This window comes from Microbulbifer sp. TYP-18 (assembly GCF_040932045.1).
Classification (GTDB): domain Bacteria; phylum Pseudomonadota; class Gammaproteobacteria; order Pseudomonadales; family Cellvibrionaceae; genus Microbulbifer.
Genome location: NZ_JBFRBC010000023.1, coordinates 1 through 24,892, shown reverse-complemented (window position 1 = coordinate 24,892; position 24,892 = coordinate 1). Strand labels below are relative to the sequence as shown.

Genomic DNA, 24,892 nt, shown 5'->3' with positions numbered 1-24,892 from the left:
CCTGGCTGGCTGATTACGATAGAGGCTTAAGGAACCTCTGATTAAGTCAGTACTGTCTCAGCGGAGCCTGTGGCACCGCTTGGCAAGGCGCTGCGCGAAGGTCAAGGCTGGTTGTCCTTGATGAGCGCAGCAACAAAGTCCAAGTGGCGCCACAGGCCCGCCCTACGGGGCTTTGCGTCGCGTCCGCCCGCTGCGTTGCAGCCGCTTGAAAGGCAGCCAGCATTCCTGCGCGACTGCGCCTAACTGGCGAACGCGACGCAAAGCCTGAGATTGCACTGACTTAATCAGAGGTTCCTTAATCTGGAAGGGCGCTTATTATCTGTTCTGAGTCAGCCATTAACGCAGCCATTAACAGAGGATATTGTTGTATCAAATCCGCAAATTGACTGGCTTCAAATAGTTCTTTGAGATACTCACATTCGACAGATAATCCATTTTTATATTCCACCAGGCGCATATGAATACCACGATCTGCGATACCACCTAGACCCATTTCCGGCGAATAGTTGTGGCCTTCCTGGGAGGACAAATTGATGTAATTAACCTGGATAGTCCGCAGGCATGAATAATCGATATCGAGATCTACAAGCAACAACGTCATTGGGTAAAGTCGATATTGATAAGACTCGGATAGCTGTTCCTGTAAACGCCCGCAGAGATCAGCAAATTTTTCCCGGTCGCGCAGCTGGCATAAAACAGGCACCTCCATAGCAAAGCAACCCACAACGTCAAAGAACTTTTCACTAAGGCGCGTATCCGACAGCATGGTCATAATAAAATTATGCAGGCCGCTCATTTTATGCACCCAAAGCGCCAGACCACTCATTACAACATTGCTAAATAGAAAGCCATTCTGTCTCGACCACTTCTTCAGTTGCTCGAACACCTGCCCATGAAAAAAGAAACTATATTTTTCCACCGCTCCGGATGAAGGAAATATTTCTCGCACATAACCAAACGCCAGATTCTGAAAACGGCGATCCAGCTGCGACCGCAAACGCCGGCAACCATCTGCAAATCGATCCGCGTAGGATATGGCGGGTCGCGGCTCGCGCCCTGTGAGCTGCCAAAGGGGGTCGAAAGCGAGCTCAGAAGTCGCCAAAAGTTGGCGCCAATACTTTCTTGGCGCTGAAATATTATTCGAACTTAATTCTTCGGCTTCCCAGACAGCGTAATCGGTGTAATCCACCGATGGCTTCAGTGCATCGATGCGCTGGTTTTTCCCCTGCACCAATGCCTGGCAGATGGTCTGTAGCTGCTGCATCAACAGGTCCAGAGAGCGTGCATCGACACAAAGGTGGTCGATATGCAATAGCAGCCGATTGGCCTCAGCATCTCGAATCAATGCTATAAGAAAATGAGGGAGCTCCCCCAATGGAAGCCGCTGGCTAGCCTGAGCGTCGATCAGTGCATTTAGGATCAGGCTTTTATCCGAACTTTTTCTCAGGTCAATGGCATTGGACAACAAATCCACCTGGACTTGTGGATGCACGCGCTGAATTACACCATCGTCCCGTGCGTGAATTGTCGAGCGAAATACCGAGTGCAAATTAAATAATATCTGCACCGCCTCTGCGATCAGTGCATCATCCAAATTACTGTATGGCACCACTCTTTTCAACAAAAAAGACGGCCAGCCATGCACAGCGGCAATTTGCTCTGTCGCCCAGGCCTGGTGCTGAAAAACCGTAGCGGGGTATTGTTTCACTGAGCCTGATGAAGTGCTAACGTCATTCTCCGTCATTCAAGAATGACCTCCTCGAGATCTTCTTCCTTCCCTTCTGCCGCTCCGCTTTCCAGGCTCCTGGTCTTGATAATATAGGCGGTAACCTCGGCAGCCAGAACCCGGATCGTTGACTTTTCAAACAGCGTGGCCAGCGGAATCTCCACGGAAAATTGTTCGCGGATCATATTCACCACCTGGGTAGCCAGCAAACTGTGACCACCAAGGAGAAAGAAATCGTCGTCGATACCAATTTTTTGTAGCTTAAGGACATGTTGCCAGATACCACACAGCTGTTTCTCCACCTCGCTTTTCGGCGCTGCGTACCGGGACTTGATCAGATCGCCCTCTTCAGGCGACGGAAGCGCGGCCCGGTCCAGCTTGCCGTTGCTGGTGCGAGGCAGGCCGGGCATGAAAATATAAACATAGGGGACCATATAGTCGGGCAATTGCACTGACAGAGACTTGCGGAGAAGCTGGATCACCCTCTGTTTACGCTGGATAATTTCACCTTCATCTTCCGCGTCGGCAGTGATATCCGTTTGCATGGCCAGGTACGCCACCAGGTGCAGCTCGCCCGACGGCGCCGCTCGTACATCTACGGCGCACTCACATACCCCTTCAAGCAGTAGCAACCGCCTTTCAATTTCTGCAAGCTCAATACGATGACCACGCACTTTTACCTGGCGGTCCATGCGACCGATAAATTCAAGCCAAAGCGGCCTTCCTCCTCCATCGCTACACCATCTCACGGCGTCACCCGTACGGTACAACCGCTCGCCCGGCCGGTCCGCGAAAGGGTGGCAGACAAACCGCTCGGCGGTAAGCCCTCCGCGGGCGCGATAACCCCTCGCCAGCCTCTCCCCACCAATATACAGTTCACCCGCAATGCCGGGGGCAACCGGCTGCAATTCCCCATCCAGCACATAGAGCTGTGTTGAGCCCATTGGCCCGCCAATTGGGCAGGTATCGCGATCGTCGCCCCACTCGTGCGCCAACGCCTGCATGCTGCAGCCGATAACGGTTTCCGTGGGGCCATAGTGATTGAATATCTCGGCCGCTGGAAATAAATGCTGCAACCGCTGGTACAGTGAAGGGCTGAAAGGCTCACCCCCGATCACGAACACATGGCGGTTCTGGCATCTGCCCTCGGTGAGAAAAGGCAGCACAGCCATGATATGGCTGGGGGTCAGACGCAAAAGAAAATGCTTGTCGGTCTCCGTCAAGGTCTTGGCCAGCAGCGCCATATCGGCGCCGGGCGGCAGAAAATTGACACAGTCACCCCGCATCAGCGGCAGAACCAGGCAGGGAATAGTGAGATCAAAATGCATTGCGCTGGCCACGAGCGCGCCTTCGAGATGATCGCGATAGTAGGTCGCAACAGCAAAATCGCAATACCTGGCCAGCGCATCCCTTGAGACCATGACGCCTTTGGCAGTGCCAGTGGAGCCGGAGGTATAAATAGAATACGCCAGGTTATCCCCGCGGGCTGTGTTTGCCGGCGCTCTGTCCTCGTGGCCACCCATCAGGCGGCTGCCCATGGCACCATCCACAGGCAACAGTCTTGCGCCTTCAATATAAAGATCTTCTACCAGATGTGCCTGGGTGAGCACCAGAGTGATCCCGCTGTCATCCAGTATCTCCTGCATCCGGCTCTCGGGAGTAAGCGGGTCCAGCGGCAGGTAGGCCGCGCCGGCCTTCCACACTGCCAGAATCGCTATCAGTGAATCGGCACAGGGCTCAAAACACAACCCCAGAGTCGATTCAGTACCCACTCCGGAAGCCGCCAAAAACTGCGCCAGGCGATTAGATTTGCTATTCAATTCTGCAAAACTGAGTTGGCCATCCGCATCACAGGCCGCTGTTCTTTCACCCCATTCGGACAGTGGATGTAAAAGACTGCTTTCCAGTGAAGGGGTCGACTTTGACGGTCCCCTCGCCGCCTCCATCAGCCGGTCTTTTTGCCCGGGCTGAAGGATATTCAGCGCCTTTATCGACCTGGTGGGATCGGCGACTATGCTGGCGACCAGCGTGTGAAAATTCCTGGCGAAATCCACCATGGTGGCAGCGTTGAATATGTCGGAATTGAACAGCCAGTAGATGGAAAGCGCATATTCCTCAACAGCGACACTGACATAGAGGTCGTGCTTTACATGGTGTTCAGCGCTAACTTCCGCTTCATTGGGGGAACTGGAGCTACCGAGATTGGTGATCGCCAGTCCACCGCTCTGGGCTTTGGTTTCCGCCGGGTTGCGCTCATCCAACTTGATTTGAAACAGCGGGCTGTGGCTGAGGCTGCGCTCTGGATTCAACGTCTCTACCAGCATCTCGAACGGAATCCACTGATGTTGGTAGGCCGCCAGTATGGTCTCCCGCTCAGTGCGCAGGAAACTTTCAAAACCCTGTTCAGGGTCCACGGTTGCCCGCAGTACCAGGTCATTGACGAAAAAACCGATGAGATTTTCCAGGTACTGATGGTTGCGCCCGGTAATGGCACTTCCCACTACTATGTCACGCTCACCGCTGTAGCGGCTGATCAGAACTTTCAAGGCCGCATGCATAAACATGAATACGGAGCACTGATGTCGCTGACACAGTTGTTTTACTTTTGCACTCAACTCTCCTTCCATTCGCGTGGAAAAGGATTGACCCTTATGCCGCTGTCGCGAGGGTCGCTGACGGTCCAGCGGTAGTTGGTGGAGCAGGGGTAATTCCTGCAGCTGTTCCACCCAGTAATCCAGTGACGCTTCCAGGCGATCGCCCTGCAAACACTGTCGTTGCCACAGCGCGTAATCCGCATATTGAACCCCGAGATCTGGAAGGATTGCGGGCAGGCCCTTGCGGTGTGCATCGTAAAGGGTGACGAAATCTCTTTGCAATATCGCCTTGGAAATCCCGTCACCGGCAATATGGTGCAGCGTGTAGGCCATAATGTGCTCAGTGGCGGACATGCGTACAAGGAGCACCCTCAGTAGTATGTCGCTGGATAAATCGAAAGGGATTTGTCCCTCTTCGACAATAATGTCACGGGCCTGCTGCCAACGGCGTTCTATGTCCGCTTCAGCAGTTAAATCAATAAGGCGCAGCGGTAGCTTCGCACCGGCTACTATTGCCTGCACCGGTTCACCATTGTGCTCCCTGATAACACTGCGCAACACCTCGTGCCGCTCCAATACCCCGTTCAGAGCGCGCTCGAAAGCCGTCTGGTCGAAATCCCCCTCGATCAGATAGTAGCCGGGCATATTGTACTGAACACTACCTTCGCCGATACGGTCCACAAACCACAGCCGGCTTTGGGAAAATGACAGCTGAAGCGGCTTGCTGCGGTCAGCCGGCAGCAGCTCCGGTAGTGCCTGCCGGCTATCGCCCAATTCGATATGACGGGCGAGGCCCGCAATAGTTGGGGATTCAAAAATACACCTGAGAGGAAGCTCTACAGCAAACTTCTGCCTAATGCGGCTAATGACCTGGGTAGCCAGCAGGCTGTGCCCTCCCAGGGCAAAGAAATTATCGTCTATCCCTATACGCTGCCGGTTGAGCAGTTCCTGCCAGAGCTGGCACAGAAACTCCTCGGTCGTCGTCTGCGGCGCACGGTAGACACAATGCTGAAAATCCGCGGCACTGAGTGCCGGCAGTGCCCGGCGATTGACTTTATCATTCGCGGTCAAAGGCATTGCATCCAGCACCACTATCGCCGCCGGTAACATAAACGGTGGCAGTTGCCGCTTTAGCTGTTCGAACCACTGGATTTTAAGATTGGACTCGGATTCCCGCTCCTCACCAGTCTGGCGGGCAACCACATACGCCACTATTTGTCGCACTTGCTGTCCATCAAGCCGAGTAATTACGGCGGCCTCGGAAATACTATCCATGGATTTGAATGCGGCTTCAATTTCACCCAGCTCAATCCTAAAGCCGCGAATTTTGACCTGCAGATCGGCCCTTCCAATAAATTCCAAGCCACCACCTGCCAGCCAGCGAACCAGGTCGCCGGTGCGGTAGAGTCTTTCCCCGCTTCCCTCTCCAAAGGGCGATGGAACAAATCGTTCCGCGGTCAGTGCCGGGCGGCGGTGGTAACCCCGTGCCAGGCCAGCGCCACCTATATATAGTTCTCCCACCGCACCCTGTGGTTGAAACTGCAACTGGGAATTTAAAACGTACAGTTGCGTATCTCCCAATGCAGACCCTATGGGCACACTCGCCCCAACGCCAGGCGTCGCAACAGGGGTACATGGATAGATGGTACTGCCTACGGTGGCCTCCGTGGGTCCATACTCGTTGATAAACCTGGCGCTGGGGTAGAGCTGCTGCCACTGGCACAACAGGCCACCGTATAGAGTTTCACCGGCGACCACCACCACATGAGCCACGCGGCTATTTCCAGTCAACTTACCGTGGGCATACAGTGCTTCCAGATGCGACGGTGTGATTTTAAATAATCGAGCGCTGTCGCCATCAAAATGCGCGCTGAGATCATCCAGCGCTTCGACAGTTTCACTGATCAGATGTATGCCGCATCCAGCGGCCAATCCGACCCACAGGGACCCCACAGTAGCGTCGAACGCAAGGGGGGAGCTGACCACCGCCGAACCTATGTGTGCCGGCACAAACTCTTCAATCCCCTGATCCACAAACTCCGCCACGCTGGCGTAGCTCACCATCACACCTTTAGGCACCCCAGTGGAGCCGGAGGTGTAAATCAGGTACATAGCGCACGATGGCTGATACACGCAAGTCAGCGACTCCACTGGATAGCAACTGCTATCCCCAATCTCGCTGGCGGTAGCCGAATCATCCACAACAACCCGGTCAAAATCCTGCGGCAGGGATTCCTGCCAGGCCTTCGTAGTGAGTATCAACAGGGGCCGACAGTCTTCCAGAATCTGTATCAAACGGTGCTCGGGGGCTTTGGCTTCCAGCGGCACATAGGCGGCGCCACTTTTCATCACCGCCAACAGGGCTATCACCAACTGCGGCCCTCTTGGAAGCTGTATCGCAATCAGCGCTTCCGCGCCAACACCCCTGGCCGCCAAATAATGCGCGAGCTGGTTGGACTGTGCTTCCAGATCCCCGTAGCTCAACTCGCTCTCCGACGTCGTTACCGCCACCTTATCCGGCGTCTGCGCAGCAACTGTAGCGATCCGCTGGTGCACCGGCAGGTAGCGCCGCTCCGAAGCCGGATTTCCGCGCCCGAGATCTTTGAGCTCCTGGCAGGCCCCGGCCTGGAGCAGAGGCAGACTCCCCATGGGACGGCGTTCCCGCCGGCACAACTGATCGACCAGACTCATTAACAGATACTGTAAGCTCTCCCCCATATTGCGAATGGTCGCCTCGGAGAATAGGGAACTACGGTAAAACCAATCCAGGAGGATGCCGTCATCGCCACAACGAATATCCAGTTTCAATTCAAATGGCAAATTGAGTCGACTGTCCGCAGGTATCGTTAGGGATTTCTCAACAATGTTTTCCCCCGCGAGATCCTGCACCCCAAAACTCAGTTGAACCAGAGCGCTATAGCTTAAACTGCGTTCGGGATTGATTTCCTCCACGAGCTTTTCAAAGGGGAGATATTGGTGTTCGTAGGCAGTTAGTATCGTCTGTCGATTGCGCTCAAGCAGGCTGGAAAAATCCTCACAATCGTCAATGGAACTGCGCAAGACCAAAGTATTGACAAAAAATCCGATTAGACCTTCCAGTTCTGCACTGGACCTTCCGGCAATTGGGGTCCCAATCACCACATCATCCTGTTGGCTCCAACGGGCAACAAAAACTGAAAAAACACTGTAGAGCAGGATAAACGGCGTAACCCGGTATTCCCGACAAACGGCTCTCAACGGTGCAACTATGCCGACATCCATGCTTAACGACAATACAGCGCCATTGAAATCCTGCTGCGCTGGGCGCTGAAAGTCCAAGGGCAACTGATGCACTGAAGGCATACCATTAAGCTGCTCGCGCCAATAACCGCAAAGGTGCTGCAGAACGGACCCTTTGAGCCATCCACGCTGCCATTCGGCGTAGTCCGCGTACTGTAGCGGTAATGTGGCGAGACTCGCCCTGGACTCAGTATGAAATGCGTTGTATAGCTGTATCAGTTCCCGCTCAAAAATTCCCAATGACCAACCATCACAGGCTATATGGTGCAATGTGTAGAGCACACAGGTTTTTTGCATGGGAAGTTGCAACAGGCGCACTCGAATTGGTGGCCTTTGCGCCAGATCAAAGTTCTTCTGCCGCTCCTGCTCACCGATCTGAAAAATGAACTCTGAAGCCCTTTCGATGCCCTGCTCCCTTAAATCCTCTACACTGAGAGGCACCTCCGGATCGGTAAGAATATGTTGATAGACACCGGTATCGTCCTCACAATAACAGGTGCGCAAAATAGCCTGCCGCTCCATTAAAGCTGCTATTGCCTCTTGCATCGCTTCTGGATCTGCTTCGCCCGGCAGCATAAAACGGCTATGCATATTGAATTGCGTGCTGTTTGGCTCCAATTTGTGGATAAACCAAAGACGCTGCTGTGAAAAGGAAAGGGGCAATCGATCCGGAGGAGAGTCGCCAGCTTTCAAGGGAGGGGGCGTAAGGGATGGCGAGGGGTCCGATTCCAGGCTGGACAAATAGCAAATGATGGCCTGTTTATGTTGGCGCACCGCTAGCTTGTCCTCCTCGTTCAAGGCGCCCTTTTTTGCCCGAAACTTTAACTCGTCATTCTCAACGTATAAATAAACACCTTTACTGATCAGGGATTGGACCAGTGAAATTTCAGGAGAGACAGCCACAAACAGGGCTCCTATAGCGTAATCGATAGGAAGTGTGAATTTGGGATCTTATTTTTCGACAGCAAGGCTTCGCTGCGAGAAGTACTTACACAGTACCCACTAAACCGGTAACGTATTTTTGTGGATTATTAGCCACTCTGCCAAATAGTTACTACCACTAATTCGGTATTTATGTCAGATTTTATCCATACGGCGATAAATGAAACAAACTGCGGACATAAAACCAAGACACCCATATAGGCAAAACATAGAAAAACCGTGTCATAAACAGTATTTCCGGATCGATGGGAAGGGCAGATAGAAAGTGATTCCCCTTGCATCAAGTAATGATTCGCAAAACCGCGAAAAAACATCACGACCAGAGAGTTCAAACAACATAGCGCGGTGAAAATATGTCAAAAAGCAGACTAAAGGGCGCACAGGCCAACAACCGGCAGCTCTTCAGCTAATACGGGAGATAAATGAACTTAACGTCCCTCAAGCACGGAAAGCAACTCACACAGCTCACTATCTTTGCTAAGCGCATCCAGTGCACCGCCATCTTCCAACTGCTATCACCTCAAATCTGTAGCATGAAGCCAGAATTGTGACTGATACCGGTCAACCAGCAGGAAAAATTTTGCTTCGTCGGCGGCTTATCTTTATTCTAAATTGCCGAGCAACACGCTAGGCGGGAATGGGCGGAACAGGGAAAAGCTTCCGCACGGGTGGCCACTAATTGACCGCCCGACAGTTTTGTGATTATCCTCTCCAGCGATTTTTGCTGTCGCTACATGCTAGATTGCCAATACTGTCACTGGTGGTGATGTCACCGTGATCAATAATGACGATGTAGCTGCAAATCCTCTCTACCAGACGCGGTAGATGAGATGAGTAAACTGTAGTCATTGCCGGCCACAATCAGTGCGACAACGACCTCTTTCACTACAATAACCGAATTGGCATCCATTCCTGTCTTAGAATCATTGAGGAATAATACCTTTGGATCGTGAATAACACCAGCGCTGATCAGGACTTTTTGTATCCTGACCTGGGAAAGACCCGTATAGGCAGCTTCTTTACGTCCACGAAGCCCAGGATGTTCAGGAAATCATGACATCACTGACTGACTTTTGCTTCGAACAAATCGTGTGCCCGTGCGATAAGCCAGGGGAGGGCGGGCTGTCCTAGATATTCGAAGTTTCCGGCCCATAACCGATGCTCCACTTGACTTCAAGTGGTAACTCACAAATATCAAGACCGTACATGAAGGTCTCACCATAAGTAGTTGGTGGCATGCCTACATAACCAAGGCTACGGCGGCTCCCCATTCCATCGGGCCAGAACAGGATATTGTTGATCAAGAAAGCACCGGGCTCTAGCCGTAAAGTGAGCTTGCTGTGGAAAAGTATAATTCGCGCCTGAGTGTATTTGCCTGAGATACGAGTCCCAGACTGTGGCGGACTGATGCTCCTAATGACTACTTCTCACAAAATTTTCCACCTGCCAGCAAATAACGCATAAACTACGGGCTTCCCGCGGTCTGTAGAACAGATGGAATCACAGAATAGGTTCGCTATTGCTTTTGCTTTTGCTTTAGAGTTTTTGAATGGCAGTGCAGAGCCACCGATTTAGGCAATGTCAACGTAAAGTTGGCCTTGGTTTGTGACAACTCATACTCACCAGCATCCGGCATAACTTAAAGAAAATTCAAGGTGGAACTTTCGCCTGTATTAACCGCCTAAACTGTGCCCGGAATACTGATATAATGGGACTTGATGCAATAACTGGTATGGCTGTCAAGCTCACCAACAATCAATACTGTTGGAAAAGAATAGGCCTTACGTGCTTTCCTATTTAGCACGTCATTCCCACATTTCATCCAATCATCTTCATATATTAAATTCCAATTTGAATATATGTAAGGGATACGATATGTGTTATTTTCCTGCCCAGAGGGCCCCAATAATTTCCTTCGCAACAATCACTGATTTGATATCGAATGCAATCAAAATCTCATTTTGAAACGCTGCTTGCGAATCATTCTGCGTAGCAGTTTTACTAATAAATTCAGATTTATGGGAGGAGGGATTCAGGGCACCACCTAATAATTTATGCCATGCCCACTAATACCGAGCGCTTACCGGAAAACGGCTGTCGGCCGTGAGCGTAACGCATATTATCAAGCAGCATCAAATCGTGCTCTTGCCAGTTAAAAACAATCGTATTTTCGTCATAAGCTCTGCGGATTTCATTTAAGTACTGTGTTGGAATTTTTTCACCATCCCCGAAATATACATTTCTCGGCAATACATCTTCATCGTAAATACTCAATAGCGACTTGCGCACATCCTCACTTAAATTTGAAATATGAAATAAGTGGGCTTGATTGAACCAGATTTTCTCATCCGTCCCTCGATGTTCAATGACTGCCTGGCACACTTGTTTGGTGCGCAGGCTTTCATTCTCCAACCACTCCCAGTCGATACTGTGGTTCTGGCAATAGTCTTCCACCTCTTTTCTATCCCGGGTTTGAAAAACCTCCTGCCAGGGCAAGTCCGCCCCACTGTAGTTTCTCACATAGAGCAGTTTTCTCTGCTCAAACTCGCGACGGGTACTCTTTGAAATGGCTGAATACACCTTACCGCTGTCGGCGATAGGCGTCGCACCACCTGCCTCGGCAGCCTGGACACAATAAAAGCCTATATACTCAGGCCACGAGGTGGCGTAAGAATTTTCGTTGTGAAGAGGAATAGTCTCGCCGGGGTGGTACTCAGACGATGTATAAACCTGTCCGCGCATTTTTGTACGTGGCGTGGATCGGTATTCGTAGTCCGCCAGAGATTTTTGGAAAATTTGACTTAACACTCTGCCAAGCTTTTTACTGCCTGGAATTGGCAATCCGCGAATCAGTAGCGCCCCCTCTTCCTGCAAGGTGGCAAACACCCTTGAATAATTTTCATTGAGCCAGTCATTGGCTTTCTCCCCGGTCAGGTTGACCTTTATACTTGGAATTTGACCGCACTGGTTTCCTATTTTACCCAGGCTTCCAGCGTAATTTTCCATCATTGCGTTTTCTCTTTTGAGTGCAAGGTTGAAGCTGAGAAGACACATTGCTACAAGCAGGTGACAATGCCGCTAGTACACACTTATCAAAAGCATTATTGGGCAGTGCCGCTCCAGCTCAGGTGCCTGTCTCCCGAAGTAGGATCGTCCATTTTGCTTTTCAGCAGGCGCTTCCAAGTGAAGATCGTAAGAGCTGCGACGATAACCGAATAGACCACCAGCCCCAAGTTGCCCAAATAGAAGGCCATCAGGTAGTGTCCAACAGCAAAAAAACCAATGGGTATGACGACTAAATAATAATCCAAAACCAAAGGTAAAGGGCGTGTCACTGAATTCATATCCTGTGAAAACGGCATTTTCCTGAACCTTAACCCCTGCAGCGAACAACCGAGAAAGGCGACCAGGGTGGCACAAAGGACATCAAGTAGGAAAGCACTTCCCCAACCAAGAGCACAAATGAAAACAAGTAAGATACAGGTCGGAACCACAATATGAAAAACAAACGCCAACAAGCTCGCTTTTACAATTTCATCCCATTTGTCGCCCAGCGGTAAGCTCTGGTAGACCCAGGCGGCTTGGTGCCGGTCACCATACTGTATATTGGCAATGGTAGTTACCATAAAACAGCTGAGTGCATAGATAAAAAGAAATAATGCGAAGCTGCCAGACAGAGTCTGCACACTAAAATGAAATTTGTCGTATAAAAATAGCAGGGCAAACGCCAATACGATTCCGAGTTGAGGGTAGACGCGAAGTTTAAATCCAAAATCGGTGGACATTAGCTTTGTCACCAGCATAAATATCCCTTTGCTCTCCGGTTTCCGCTTAAAAAATCGTCTGGCGAGGTAGGCATATAATCGCTGGTTTACCCAGGACTTTTGTTCGGCTTCCTGGGCGAGTGCAAGCTTTTCAAGCATAATTTCATAACGCCTACTGAACAAGCAATAGGACAGTCCAACTATGATAGGCGGAACAACGACAGCAAGAGTTGCCAGGGTCCCAGTGAGAGTATTGTCGCCCTGACTTATCCAGGCAATCAGGCCAGCCAACCAGGCCGGGGGATAGAACAAAAGCCAGTTCCCATTTATTTGAGCGCTCGTCAATTCAGCAGCATCGAAATTTTCGCTGAAGAAACCATCCACATAGAGATTTAGCGCAACAAGGCAAAACGCTGAGGCCAGAATCAAGGTATAAAACAGAAGAGTACGAATTCTTCCCGGGCTGATCAAGTGGCTCGCCAAAGCCAGCAGGCAGAATACTGGTGTCAGCAAGAGCGCAATGATTAGTACTTGGGAAACCATGAAGCCCAGGAGAGCAAGTGCGCCATAAGAATATGCCACAAACACAGCACTGAAGAGATTTAATGAACATGTCATAGCCAAGCTGTACTGCAGTGCATGCATCAGCTTTGCCAGTGACAGAGTGGGGGAATTTACCGGCATCGCTGCAAGAATATGGCGGTCGGACACATCGCTAAATACACTGGTAAAATGGGAGAAAAGCACAAAGCCCAGCACAGACAAAACTATGGTGTAGTTCAACACCATGGCCGTAAGTGGTTCCTCAAATACAAAAGCGAGACAGGGCAGTATTCCAAGGCACAAAAACAAGAGCATTTGCAGATGGAAAACCCCAATTCGGGCAAGCACAGTATTATGCCCCAGCGCTGTGTCCCAGGACCGGTCTTTCGCCTTGCGCTTGATCGACAGCAGCTGATCTACCTGGTTGACATCCACTGACCTCCCAGAGACCAGTTTTTGAAGAAATTTCCACAACATAAAACGGTCCCCCTGCACTTGCATATCACAGAGTTACTAACTTCATTCACAGAGCCAAGGCACCCATGTAGTCATCGGCAAGGCCCCGAATGGATTGATGACTTGTCAATTCGCCAAAGATGGCTTCCAGACTTTTCTCTTTTTTTAATGACTTCAAGTGTTCGAAGCTACCATCGGCCACAATTTCCCCGCGATCAAGAATGATAATTCTGTCACACAGGCGCTCAACTACATCCAGCATATGCGAACTGTAGAAAATCGTTTTGCCACACTTGGCCAGCCGGAGAATGATCTCCTTTAACAACAACACCGCATTGGCATCTAGCCCGGACATGGGCTCATCGAGAAATAACACATCGGGATCGTGAAGTGTGCCTGCTGCCAGTAGAACCTTTTGTTTCATGCCCTTGGAGAAGGATTGCATGGGTTGGTTTTCCCGGGAACTGAGTCCAAATACCGACAACAAAGCACGGGCGCGCTGTGTTATTGTTTGATCCGCCATGGAGTGCATGCGGCCGTGAAATAGCAGATATTCCATTGGACTCAAGGCATCATAGAGCAGAGCAACTTCCGGAACATAACCAATACGCCGCTTTACAGCAACCGAGTCTTTACGGAGATCGAGGCCACACACCTGGGCTTCGCCATGGAAGTCGCCGATGCTCCCAATCAGTATTTTTATTGTGGTGCTTTTCCCTGCACCATTTACACCCAGATAACCCACGACTTGCCCAGCGGCAACGGAAAAATTTAGGGATTTCAAAACCGTCACATCACCATAGTGTTTCGATAGGTTTTCTACCCTCATCACTGACCTTGGTTCGGACATGCATCACCTTATTTATATTGTCATTCTGCAAATTCCCGACTGCCCTACGACTATCAGGCAAAGGCCGCCGCCACCGTCCGAATTCCGGAGCCGGGGGTCCAATTGTTTACCGAGTGTACCCAATTGAAATTGTTCGCCAGTATAAAATCTCCTGGCGCTAATTTCAGAGTGATTTTGCGCAAAAAAAGCTTATCAAAATCGATATCCGAATGCACGCTACGTCTTGCCGGCCCCCAATCTATCTCACTGATATCGGTATAGTTTGGCGGCTCTTTAAACAGCTGCTCACGCCTGAGGAAAGTTTCCATAAATTTCAGCACGTCAAAGTCCGTTGTGCAAATAGAGTCCCAGTAAACATAACGCAAATCTTCGGTAATCAGAGAATGGGATTTTACCGGCCTTCCCAAGACTTCATACAGTTTGAGCTTGGAACTCACCGAAATTTCATTCAACACGATATCGTCGTCTTTTAACGCACCGTTTCTCAAATCCACGCGGAACATAGATCGGGCCTGGGCTATGTCTGCTGCCGTCGGCGTGCCGTCAAATTTGGCTCTGACACCCAGTTCCCGGAGATCAGCAAATAGTGGACTTAAACCATCCACATTCATTAAAACAGTTTCACCACCGTCAGTTGTATTCTCATAGCAAAAGAAAGACGCCAGCTGTAAGGTTGCGAAGCTGGAGCCCTCTGAATGCGGCGGCACCACATTGTAATCCTGCCGTTCGTTCACACTCATGTAATACTGTCCGATATTTTTACGCGTCCCCAGAGAAGAAGCAAAGGTTGCCTGCAGTTTCAATGAGTCCAGCAGCCCCAGACGCTTGGCGACCTGGTGTATCAGCGCATCGGCGTCGCTGCTTGAGCAAGACCGGATAAGAACGACTTTGTCTTCACGCAGGCACTGCAGAAGATAGTCGGCATCATTTTTTTTCCGTACATCTTCGACGATGAACAACGATGAAGAATCTTCTTTAATTATTGGCATAATTGATATTTCCGTCTATATCCCACAAACATGCTGAACATGGATTGTTAGAGCAATGCCATGTGTCGCCTCAGTTGTGTCACAACCTTATGGGAAGCATTTTTCATACTGGACCTAAAATGATCCCTCTTCAACCTCTTCATCATTTTGCACGTTATCAAGAATTGCCCGTGTATGTTTAAGTTGTGCTTTATCCAGTTCTAGCTCGACAAGATTCGCAAACTCTTGCAGCGTCTGATATTCAAACATTTTGGCGACGGGAAGATCAATGCCGAACTCACCCCGCAAATAATTGTTGAAACGCATCATCAGCAGGGAGTGCCCACCAAGATTCCAGAAATTATCTCCCACACCTACTCTGTCGCAGTTAAACATCTGTTGCCAGTACGCGCTCAATTGCCGTTCTACCGCTGAGTTCGGCGCAATGTAAGCAGTCTCGGGTTGCTCCGGACGCATAGCGCTGAGGGCGCGAACGTCAATTTTACCACCGACCGTCAGGGGAAAAGCCCCAAGGGTGACGATTCCTGTCGGCACCATGTAAGCGGGAACTCGGGACTGTAAAAATTCACGCGCGGCATTCCCCAAATTCTGTTGATCGCTAACAATGTAGGCCATCAAATATTTATTGTCGGGCTCATCTTGGCGGGCGAGAACCACAGCACTTTTGACACCATCCATTTGCAGCAACAGGGATTCAATTTCACCCAGCTCAATGCGGAAGCCGCGGATTTTAACCTGGTGGTCGATACGCCCTAGATATTCAAGATCGCCGTTTTCGAGAAAACGTCCGAGATCGCCGGTTTTATATAGGCGATCCCCCTCGGAGTGGGGGTTGCTCAAAAACTTTTGCTGTGTCAATTCGTCACGACGCAAATATCCCTGGGTTACGCCGCTGCCGCCAACGTATATTTCCGCGGGAACGCCAGTGGGAACCGGTGCAAGATGCTGATCGAGCAAATACAGTCCTAAATCATCAATTTTCCGACCTATGTTAACGACAGAGGATAACTCAAGATCCTGGCGACCGAGACGTTTAAACGTCACATGGACCGTGGTTTCGGTGATGCCATACATATTAATTAACTGTACAGTGTTTTCATCGTGGCGATCAAACCAGGGCAACAGTCGTTCCGGCTCCAACGCTTCACCACCGAGAATTACAGCGCGCAACGCGAGGGCAAGCTCCGCCTCTCTATCGATGTCCACCAGCTGGTTAAACAGCGTCGGTGTTTGGTTGAGTATCGTGACTCTCTGCTTAGATAACAGGTGATAAAAGTCGCGAGGGGATTGAGCAACAGAAGACGGAACCACCACCAGTGACCCTCCATGGCACAAAGCACCAAACATCTCCCATACTGAAAAGTCAAAGGCGTAAGAGTGAAACAGAGTCCATACATCCTCGCGGGAAAATTGAAAATGTCTATCTGTGGCGAGAAACAAACGGACGACATTGCGGTGGCTAACCAATGCCCCTTTGGGATTTCCCGTGGAACCCGAAGTGTAAATAATATACGCCAAATCCTCTGCAGCGCTTTTAATCAGCGCCGTTGACTGGATTTCGAGGTGAGAGGGGCCCGATGCAGAAGCCTTTCTGAGGGTGTCCAGAGTTATGCACTCAAACGGTCTTTCGGCGCTCAACTTACCGATTAAATTCTGTGTAGTTACCACGAGATCGAGTTCGGCATCGTCAATTATGTAAGCAATGCGGTGCTCCGGCTGTGTGGGGTCCAGCGGAACATATGCCGCCCCAGCCTTGAGGATGGCGAAGATAGCGATTACGACATCAGGCGAGCGTTCCAGGCAAAGTCCTACTCGCGCGCCGCTGCTGGCACCCGCCGCACACAAATGATGGGCAAGCCAATCCGCCCGGTGATTAAGCTCCGAGTAGGTTAAATGGGCGGCGCATCCACCTGTATTGGTAACCACTAGTGCCGTGGCCTCCGGCTGCCATTCAGCCTGGCGCTCAAATAACGCTTCGATGCGGTCACAACAGGGATGGTCGACCACAGTATTCCACTGATGTAAAAGCCTTGTGGTTTCGGCTTCACCCAGCAGACGTCCTTTGTGGATGGGATCTTCGTTCTCTCCCAGCGCTTGCTCGAGAATATTGCGCATGTAGTGCTCAATACGCGCGCGAAACGCCTCGTGGAATACGCCGCCATCCAAACTCAGACTCAGTTCAAAACGTTGCTGCGATTCATTTTTGTGCACATCCATCAACAGGAAATAATTGGTGTCACTAAAGCCCCCCACTTTAACCGGACCACCTGCAGAGGGTTCGCTTTCCGAAGTGGAAGACGCTACAGACTCATTTCCTGTTGGTTGCCCTGCTCGTTGCCAGTTGGTGAAATTAAACAGAGACCCGGAAAATTCGTAACCTGTCAAGCGCTGTATTTCAGCCAGGGGATAGTGTCGGTGGGCATGCTGCTCGCGCAACTCCCGGTCCACAGCCGCGATGAATTCTCGCCAGCTTTTTTCACGCAAACTGACACTCACGGGCAACACATTGAGAAATACGCCGACCATGCTCTCGCCGCCGGCGATTTCAGGCCTCCCCTGGGTCGCCACGGGGCCGGCCACCTCATCGCTGCCGTCAAGTAGTGCTAGCAACACCAGGTAACAGGCACACCACAGGCTTTTCTCTTGCACGCCGAGCTGCTTACTCAACTCAACCACACGGTCGTGATCGTCTTTTGTCACATCCCAGGCAATCACGCCACTAGCGGACTTCTTGGCTGTCACCCACCAGGGCAAACGCATTCCTTCTACTTTCTCGAGCCAGTAATCACGCTGTTCCTGTGATTCAATGGCTTCGAGTTCACGCACAATAAATTCATTGTAAGAGGGAAGTACTCTTTTTTCAGGCAGCTGGTGGTGATCTATGAGTTGGCGATAGACCTGATAAAGCTCGTAGGTACAACTTTCCAAACTCCAGCCATCCCAAAGGGCATGATGTACATACATACCCAGCAAAAATGTCTGATCCGGTAGCAAATGTACTGTCGCACTCCATAGTCCGACAGTCGTGTCAATACCTTCGCGTTTTTGTTCCTGCATCCATACTTCAAGCGCAGGGCCGACCTCATCAGGGTCTGCATCACTTAAATTGTTAACACATACTTGAGGACGCTGGTGAGTCGGGATTATCTGTAAAGGACGCTCTGCGTGCACAAAATACACACTTTTCAGTATCGGGTGGACCGACATCAGATACTCAAATGCTCGCTCAAATACTGCTTGATCCCAGCGGATATCAAACTGATAAATTTGCAGATTTTCGTAAAGATTCAGACCGGACTGTTTAAGGGCCAGCAATACCATGCCTTCCTGCATCATGGAAAGAGGAAAAGCGTCTTCGACACAGCCCTTACCATAATGTTCGTCAATCGCGTGCTTTTCTTCTTTAGTAATCAAGGTAAATGGCTCGAGCTTACGCGCTGTTTCCCGCATGAAGGCCCCTCTGTCCACCCCTTCGGCCAAAGTGGCAATCGTCGGGTAGACAAATAAGTCTTTTACAGAAAAATGAAGCCCTCTTTTATTGGCCTCGGCAACCAGAGCAATAGAACGAATGGAATCGCCACCTAAGGAAAAATAATTATCCTGCACGCCAACTCTATCGAGATCAAGATGTTGCTGCCACACCTCACACAGGGTTTTTTCCGTCGGTGTACTCGGCGCAACAAAATGCCTATTGCGCCCTTGATCAGGTTCAGGTAGTGCGGCCCTGTCCACCAAGCCATTGGTTTTGCGCGGTAAATTGTCCATGCATACCACGGTATTTGGCAGAGGCAGCAATGCCTTTTGATAGCGCAAATAACTCAGTACTTTACCAGCCGCATTACCTCTGTCGATCTTATCCTGCGGCACCATATACAGGTGCCAGCTCCTTCGGTTCTGCTCGTGTCTGGATGTCAAAGCAAATTCACGATTTAGTGACCAAGCTTCCAGATGTGGCCTCAGTACGGAATAGGAAAGATAGTTTGACTGTTGAGCAACAGCTGGAAAATCCACTTCATATGAATCCTGGTCGACATAGATTTCTCTTTCCCCACGAGCCAGTTGGCGAAGAGTTTGCAGACATACCGCCAGTTGTCGGTTTAATGGTGTAAATATCCATTGCTCAAGGACTTGCGTGGCCAAAGACTCTTGCCTTTGTTCATGAATCAGTAAAGACAGCGACTCCCCGGAAATCAACTGGGTCTCAATTTCACCCATGTCATTCTGAAGAAACAGACAAACAGACGTGCGTTTTGGCTCCTCGAGAACCCTCGGTATGTGAGCGCCCTTAAGGCACTCATCAGCGCTGAGCCAGTTAAGCTCTTTGTATTCACCACTTCGCTTCAGATTCTCCAGTCTCGGCGAATCCACCACCACACCATCGAGTTCAACGATATCCAGTAATGCCTCAACGTGCAATTCAGGCAATCGTGTGTCGAGCGGTACAACACACCCGCCCAAGTATTGTGAAGCCAACAAGGCGGGTAGCAGCGTTTCCACTGTATCCAGATGCAAGCCGATTCGACTTCCTTCACCCAAACCATTATCCAGAAGGTAAGAGGCGAACTGTTCGGTACGTCGATTAATTTCGCAGAAGTCCCAGGCGGTGCCCGAGGAAATAAAGGCCGTACCGCTTTCACTCATATCGCGTAGGGACGCAAACCAGGGAGCGATAGAGGATATATTTGACCCTAGAGGCTCTAGATTAGTGGCGACAAGCCCATCGGTGTTTTCCTTTTTAGTCGGACGCCGATAATCCTGTACTCGCATCTTCGGCGCAGTAATGATTTTTTGCAGTAATTCCTCATACTCACGCAATATTTCAATCACGCTCGCTTCATCAAATAGATCGGTGTTGTACTCCATGCCGCCCTGAAGCCCTCCAGATCCGTCATGAAGAGTAAAAGTAATATCGAAGCGAGAGACGCCCTCATTAGCAGAACCTGTGTTATCACCATCAAATGCCAGGGGCTCGATGGAAAAGTCCGGCAACGCGACGCGTTCAGTGGGCGTGTTTTGTAGTGCAAACATCACTTGAAATAACGGTGAGTGAGAGGGGTCACGATTCGGGTTTAACTCTTCCACTAAATGTTCGAAAGGCACATCTTGATACGCGTAACTCTCCAGGGCCGTTTCTCGCACTTGTTTTAGCACATCCACAAAGCGCGGGTTGTGATAGAGGTTGACACGCATAACAAGAGTGTTGACAAAAAAGCCTATCAGACTTTCTTGGGCTTTGTGCGTGCGGTTGGCAATGGGCGAGCCCACCGCCAGATCTTTTTGTCCGCTATAGCGGCTGAGTAATACGCTAAAAGCTGACAATAAGGTCATATACAGGGTAACCCCCTGCTCCTGACTAAAGGCTTTGAGCTCATTGCTCAATGGTGTCGACATCCTGATCGGAGTAAAACTGCCCCTGAAGGTCTGCTCTGCTGGACGTGGCCGATCCGTGGGAAAACTACACAGCGGCGGCAGATCTTCTAACTTTTTCTGCCAGTAGCCAAGCTGTGATTGGAGCTGTCCATCATCAAAACTTTTTCGTTGCCATACGGCGAAGTCCGCGTATTGGATGGGCAGGGGTGCAAGAGGGTTATCACCGTCTTTTTTAAACGCCTGATACAGGGTCACCAGTTCTTCAAAAAACACACCTAGGGACCAACCGTCAGAAATACTGTGGTGCATGGTCACCAACAACGCATAGGACTGGCTCTCACGACAAAAAACTAGACGTATTCTGCATAAACTGTCACGCTGTAAGTCAAAGGGATACACCCGTTCCCGATACGCCAGCTCACGGACAGCTGCTTCACTCTCAAAAATCTCAAGATCAATGGTTTGCCCTTTATCCGCCTCAATACGCTGCGTGACGACATCGCCCTCCTGCACAAAACGCGTACGCAATACTTCGTGGCGACGAATAATTTCCGTCAGGGCTAGGGTCAGCGCTGCAACCTTCACATCACCGCTCAAGCGCAGGGCCAGAGGCATGTTGTAAACGGCATTGGGGCCCATGTAACTACTCAAGAACCACAGCCGCTGTTGAGCGTATGAAAGAGGCAGGGGTTGACTTCGATCCACAGGAGCGAGGGGCTGAGTACGGCCTTGTGTGTTCAAAATAACAGCGTCAATGGCGGCCGCCTGATCGCACAATATTGGGGTTTCAAACAGCGCTCGCACTGGAAACTCGATGGCGAAGAGCTCGCGAATTCTCGCCCCCAATTGCATGACTAACAGGGAGTGCCCCCCGCGTTGAAAGAAATGTTCGTCGCGCCCAATACTTTTTCTTCGTAGTAAGCCGCACCAGATATTTGCCAGCAGTTCTTCCGTTGCGTTTTGGTGACGCACATGCGTGGAAGGCGCACTGCTCAATTCGGGGGCAGGTAAGGAGGAGCGATCAACTTTGCCGTTTTCTGTCAACTGAAAACGCTCAACGACCACCAGCGCAGCCGGCAACATATGGCTTGGTAGTTGCTCTGTGGCAAGCGCAAGCAGGGCTTCGGTCAAGGCTTCTCGCGCCTCTTTGTCACAAGGTGCATTGACAAAACAGTCACCGACAGCGACATAGGCTATCAATTCGGCACCGTCTGTCCCATGCCTGACAGTTACCACGGCATCCTCAACTTGAGCGTGGCTTACAAGTAGGGCCTGAAGTTCTCCGGGCTCAACACGAAAGCCGCGAATTTTAACTTGCTCATCAATACGTCCGGCAAATTCCAGCTTGTTCTCGCTTGCCTCGCCTTGTGGAATTTGCCTGACAAGGTCACCGGTGCGATAAAGGCGTGCGCCGCCTTCGCTGGCAAAGGGATTTGGTATGAATTTTTCCGCTGTCAGCCTTGGATTGTTCAAATATCCATGGGCAAGTCCTTCTCCACCTATGCACAGTTCACCGAATACGCCGGTCGGCAGTAGATTTTGGCCGCTCATCACATAAGTTGTTTTACCACTCAGTGCGGTGCCAATAGGAGCAATTCCCGCTTTCACTGCGTCGTGGTCCAACTCGCAACACACGGCAAAGGTGGTGGTTTCCGTTGGGCCGTAACCGTTTAAAACCTTCGCGGGCTTGTGGTCAATAATGCCTTTTAAGGTATCTAACGGAAAGGCTTCCCCACCAACTATGAGAGCCCTGAGGCTTGCAAACGCATCTTTTTTCTCAAGCGATATGCGTTTAAACAAAGCCGCTGTCATAAAGCCTGCAGATATTTTGTATTGTAATAACAATTGCGCAAGGGTTTCACTGTGCAATATCTGGTGTTTATCCAGCACAACCAAGCGACCACCGGCCATTAGGATGGGCCAGACTTCAAAGGTGAGCGCATCGAAGGCATAATTTGCGATTTGTGCGACGACATCATTGCGACTTACGGCTATAGCGTTGTCATTCCTGGCCAAGTGCAAAATATTGTCGTGGTCGATCAATACGCCCTTGGGCCTACCACTGCTGCCAGAGGTGTAATTGATATAGGCGAGTTGTCGGCCATTGAACAGCCTCGCCAAGGCTATTTTATGCGCCTCGTACGCCACACGACACGCCCGGGCGATATCTAAACGGGGAACCTCGCCAAAGGCATCGACCGCCGTGGTAAACGGGTGTACCAGAACCAAGTCCAGTTCGCTGTCCCGCACCATAAATTCCAGGCGTTGAGGTGGATATTCCGGGTCCAAAGGCACATAACAGGCACCTGCTTTTAAAGTCGCCAGCAGCCCGATAATTAAATCTGCTGAACGTTCGACACAGATACCGACCTTCGACCCGACCCTTATGCCTTGGTCCGCAAGGGCACAGGCGAGGTTGTCAGATCGCCGATCTAGCTCCCGATAACTAAGACTCGTGTTTCCATGCACCAGGGCAATGGTATCCCCCTGGTGTTTCGCTTTATGCTGAAAGTGCTGATGCACACCCAGAGCGCCCGTGTCCTGGACATTGCATTGAGCCGGCGCCCCAAGCTCTGGGTGTTCTCTTTTTAGCAAGGCCGACAGATCGATCTTACTTCCAGTTTGCGAGAGAAGGACACGGGTAATGTCCAATACATAGTTTTGCAGTCGCTGGCGAAAGCGGTCGTTAAAAATTTTCGTGTCTAGGCTAAGGTCAAAACCAAACTGTTGCCGTTGTTCATCTTTGTAGACGTCCATTAGTAACAGATAATCGGTTTCCGCCCAACCGCCAAGTTTGGTAGGCGCGACGGTATTATATTCGGGATTAGCTTGCCCTGCGGCAGGCGTATCTTCAAAGGCGGCACTGTCCCCCCCGTAATATACGTGCCAGTTGGTGTAATTAAACAAGGTTGCGGAAAAGTCTAGGCCGCTATCTTTTTGCATTTGCGCCACCGGGTAGTTCCGATGGCGGTGTTGTTCACGCAGGACTTGGTCTACGCTAAGGATAAACTCTGACCAGGATAGCCCACAATGAGAAACCTTAAGAGGCAGGGCGTTGACAAAAACCCCCACCATTTTATCCCCATCAGGTATTTCCGGGCGTCCCTGACTGGCCACCAGTCCGAGTATTTTATCCGAGCCGTTTAACAGGTGAAGTAAAATCAGGTAGACGGAACACCAGAGGCTCTTTTCCTGCACACCGAGCCGTGCTGCGCATTGCATTACCTGAGCACTTGTCTCGTCGCTTATTGCACTGGACATACGCAAACTTGGAGCTTTTTCGCGCCCGCTCCACCAGGGCAGGTGCGCGCCTTGCAAGGTGGACTGCCAGTACTGCTGCTGCTCTTTCGAGGCCAGGGCCTGCTGCTCAAGGGCGATAAAGCGGTTGTACGAAGGCAAAGGCGTATAGACGGGCAATGTCTCACCCCGGCGCAGGCGGGCGTAGGTGCCATAGAGTTCGGTGGTAAAACTCTCCAGGCTCCAGCCGTCCCACAGGGCGTGGTGAATAAACATACCGTAGATAAAACGCGTATCTGACAGCACCTGTACCGTCCCCCGCCAGACTTCCACCGTGGTGTCGATGCCCGCGGCTTTTTCCGCGTCCATCCACTGGTCCACGCGCGCTTTGATTTCCTCTTCGCTGCGTTCACCGCCATGCTCATCGCGCAGATCAATCACCCGCAGGTTCGGCTTTTTGTTTTTTAACACCAACTGCAAAGGGCGCTCACCTGCGAGGTGGTAGACGCTTTTCAACATCGGGTGCTTATCCATCAGGTAGGCCAGCGCACGTTCGAACAGGGGCCCATCCCAGGCATCGGATACGTGGTAAATCTGCAGGTTTTCGTACACGTTGAGGTGGCGCTGTTTGAGAGCCAGCAGCACCATACCCTGCTGCATCATCGACAGCGGAAAGGCGTCCTCCAGAGTGGATAAGGCCGTGTGCTCTTCAAGGGCACTGCGCTCACTCTCGCTGAGCAGAGAGAAGGGGGCGATGGCTTCCCCCTCGTCTACACCAGTGGCACCGCCGGCATCAATAGCGGCTGCCAGGCTTCTAACCGTGGGGTGTTCGAACAGGTCGGTGATGGCAAAGGTCAGCCCGGCCGCATTGGCCTCTGCCACCAGGGCGATGGAACGGATGGAATCTCCACCCAATACAAAGTAATTGTCTTCCACACCGATATTGTCGCGCTCCAGCTTCTCTTGCCAGAGGGCGAGCAGCCGGGCTTCGGTATCAGTGGCCGGAGGAACTGGCAGGGAGTCACTGCCCCCGCGTTCGGGTTCCGGCAGGGCCCGGCGATCCAGGCGCCCGCTGGCCTCGCGCGGCAGGCCCTCAAGAGCGACAAAGGCCTCCGGCAGAGCCTGGCCTGTCAGGCGCAAGT

8 protein-coding genes are annotated in these 24,892 nt (G+C 51.1%); all 8 read right to left on the bottom strand.

Annotated features, from left to right (window positions below; genetic code table 11):
- Window positions 1–295: 295 nt before the first annotated feature.
- Window positions 296–1,744, bottom strand: coding sequence for a condensation domain-containing protein (locus ABVT36_RS15630; RefSeq protein ID WP_368457375.1), 1,449 nt, complete (start codon window positions 1,742–1,744; stop codon window positions 296–298).
- Window positions 1,741–8,502 carry an amino acid adenylation domain-containing protein gene (locus tag ABVT36_RS15625; protein ID WP_368457374.1) on the bottom strand — a complete coding sequence of 2,254 codons (6,762 nt, stop codon included), beginning with the start codon at window positions 8,500–8,502 and terminating at the stop codon, window positions 1,741–1,743. The genes ABVT36_RS15630 and ABVT36_RS15625 overlap by 4 nt, the downstream gene beginning before the upstream one ends.
- Before the next feature lie 1,166 nt (window positions 8,503–9,668).
- Window positions 9,669–9,845: a hypothetical protein gene (locus ABVT36_RS15620; protein ID WP_368457373.1), complete on the bottom strand. Its 177-nt coding sequence runs from the start codon at window positions 9,843–9,845 to the stop codon at window positions 9,669–9,671.
- A gap of 748 nt (window positions 9,846–10,593) precedes the next feature.
- Window positions 10,594–11,550: a TauD/TfdA family dioxygenase gene (locus tag ABVT36_RS15615; protein ID WP_368457372.1), complete on the bottom strand. Its 957-nt coding sequence runs from the start codon at window positions 11,548–11,550 to the stop codon at window positions 10,594–10,596.
- A 92-nt stretch (window positions 11,551–11,642) separates the two neighbouring features.
- Window positions 11,643–13,325, bottom strand: coding sequence for a hypothetical protein (locus tag ABVT36_RS15610; protein ID WP_368457371.1), 1,683 nt, complete (start codon window positions 13,323–13,325; stop codon window positions 11,643–11,645).
- A 46-nt stretch (window positions 13,326–13,371) separates the two neighbouring features.
- Window positions 13,372–14,154 carry an ABC transporter ATP-binding protein gene (locus ABVT36_RS15605; RefSeq protein WP_368457370.1) on the bottom strand — a complete coding sequence of 261 codons (783 nt, stop codon included), beginning with the start codon at window positions 14,152–14,154 and terminating at the stop codon, window positions 13,372–13,374.
- 53 nt (window positions 14,155–14,207) lie between these two features.
- On the bottom strand, window positions 14,208–15,143 hold the full coding sequence (locus tag ABVT36_RS15600) for a hypothetical protein (protein WP_368457369.1): 936 nt from the start codon (window positions 15,141–15,143) through the stop codon (window positions 14,208–14,210).
- A gap of 114 nt (window positions 15,144–15,257) precedes the next feature.
- Window positions 15,258–24,890 (bottom strand): amino acid adenylation domain-containing protein, encoded by a 9,633-nt coding sequence (locus tag ABVT36_RS15595; protein WP_368457368.1) that lies wholly within the window; start codon window positions 24,888–24,890, stop codon window positions 15,258–15,260.
- Window positions 24,891–24,892 lie beyond the last annotated feature (2 nt).

What these genes read in the sequence shown, in the direction of transcription:
- ABVT36_RS15600 (WP_368457369.1), bottom strand. Translation starts at nt 15,143, where the DNA reads ATGCCAATAATTAAAGAAGATTCTTCATCGTTGTTCATCGTCGAAGAT.
- ABVT36_RS15630 (WP_368457375.1), bottom strand. Translation starts at nt 1,744, where the DNA reads ATGACGGAGAATGACGTTAGCACTTCATCAGGCTCAGTGAAACAATAC.
- ABVT36_RS15605 (WP_368457370.1), bottom strand. Translation starts at nt 14,154, where the DNA reads ATGTCCGAACCAAGGTCAGTGATGAGGGTAGAAAACCTATCGAAACAC.
- ABVT36_RS15610 (WP_368457371.1), bottom strand. Translation starts at nt 13,325, where the DNA reads ATGTTGTGGAAATTTCTTCAAAAACTGGTCTCTGGGAGGTCAGTGGAT.
- ABVT36_RS15615 (WP_368457372.1), bottom strand. Translation starts at nt 11,550, where the DNA reads ATGATGGAAAATTACGCTGGAAGCCTGGGTAAAATAGGAAACCAGTGC.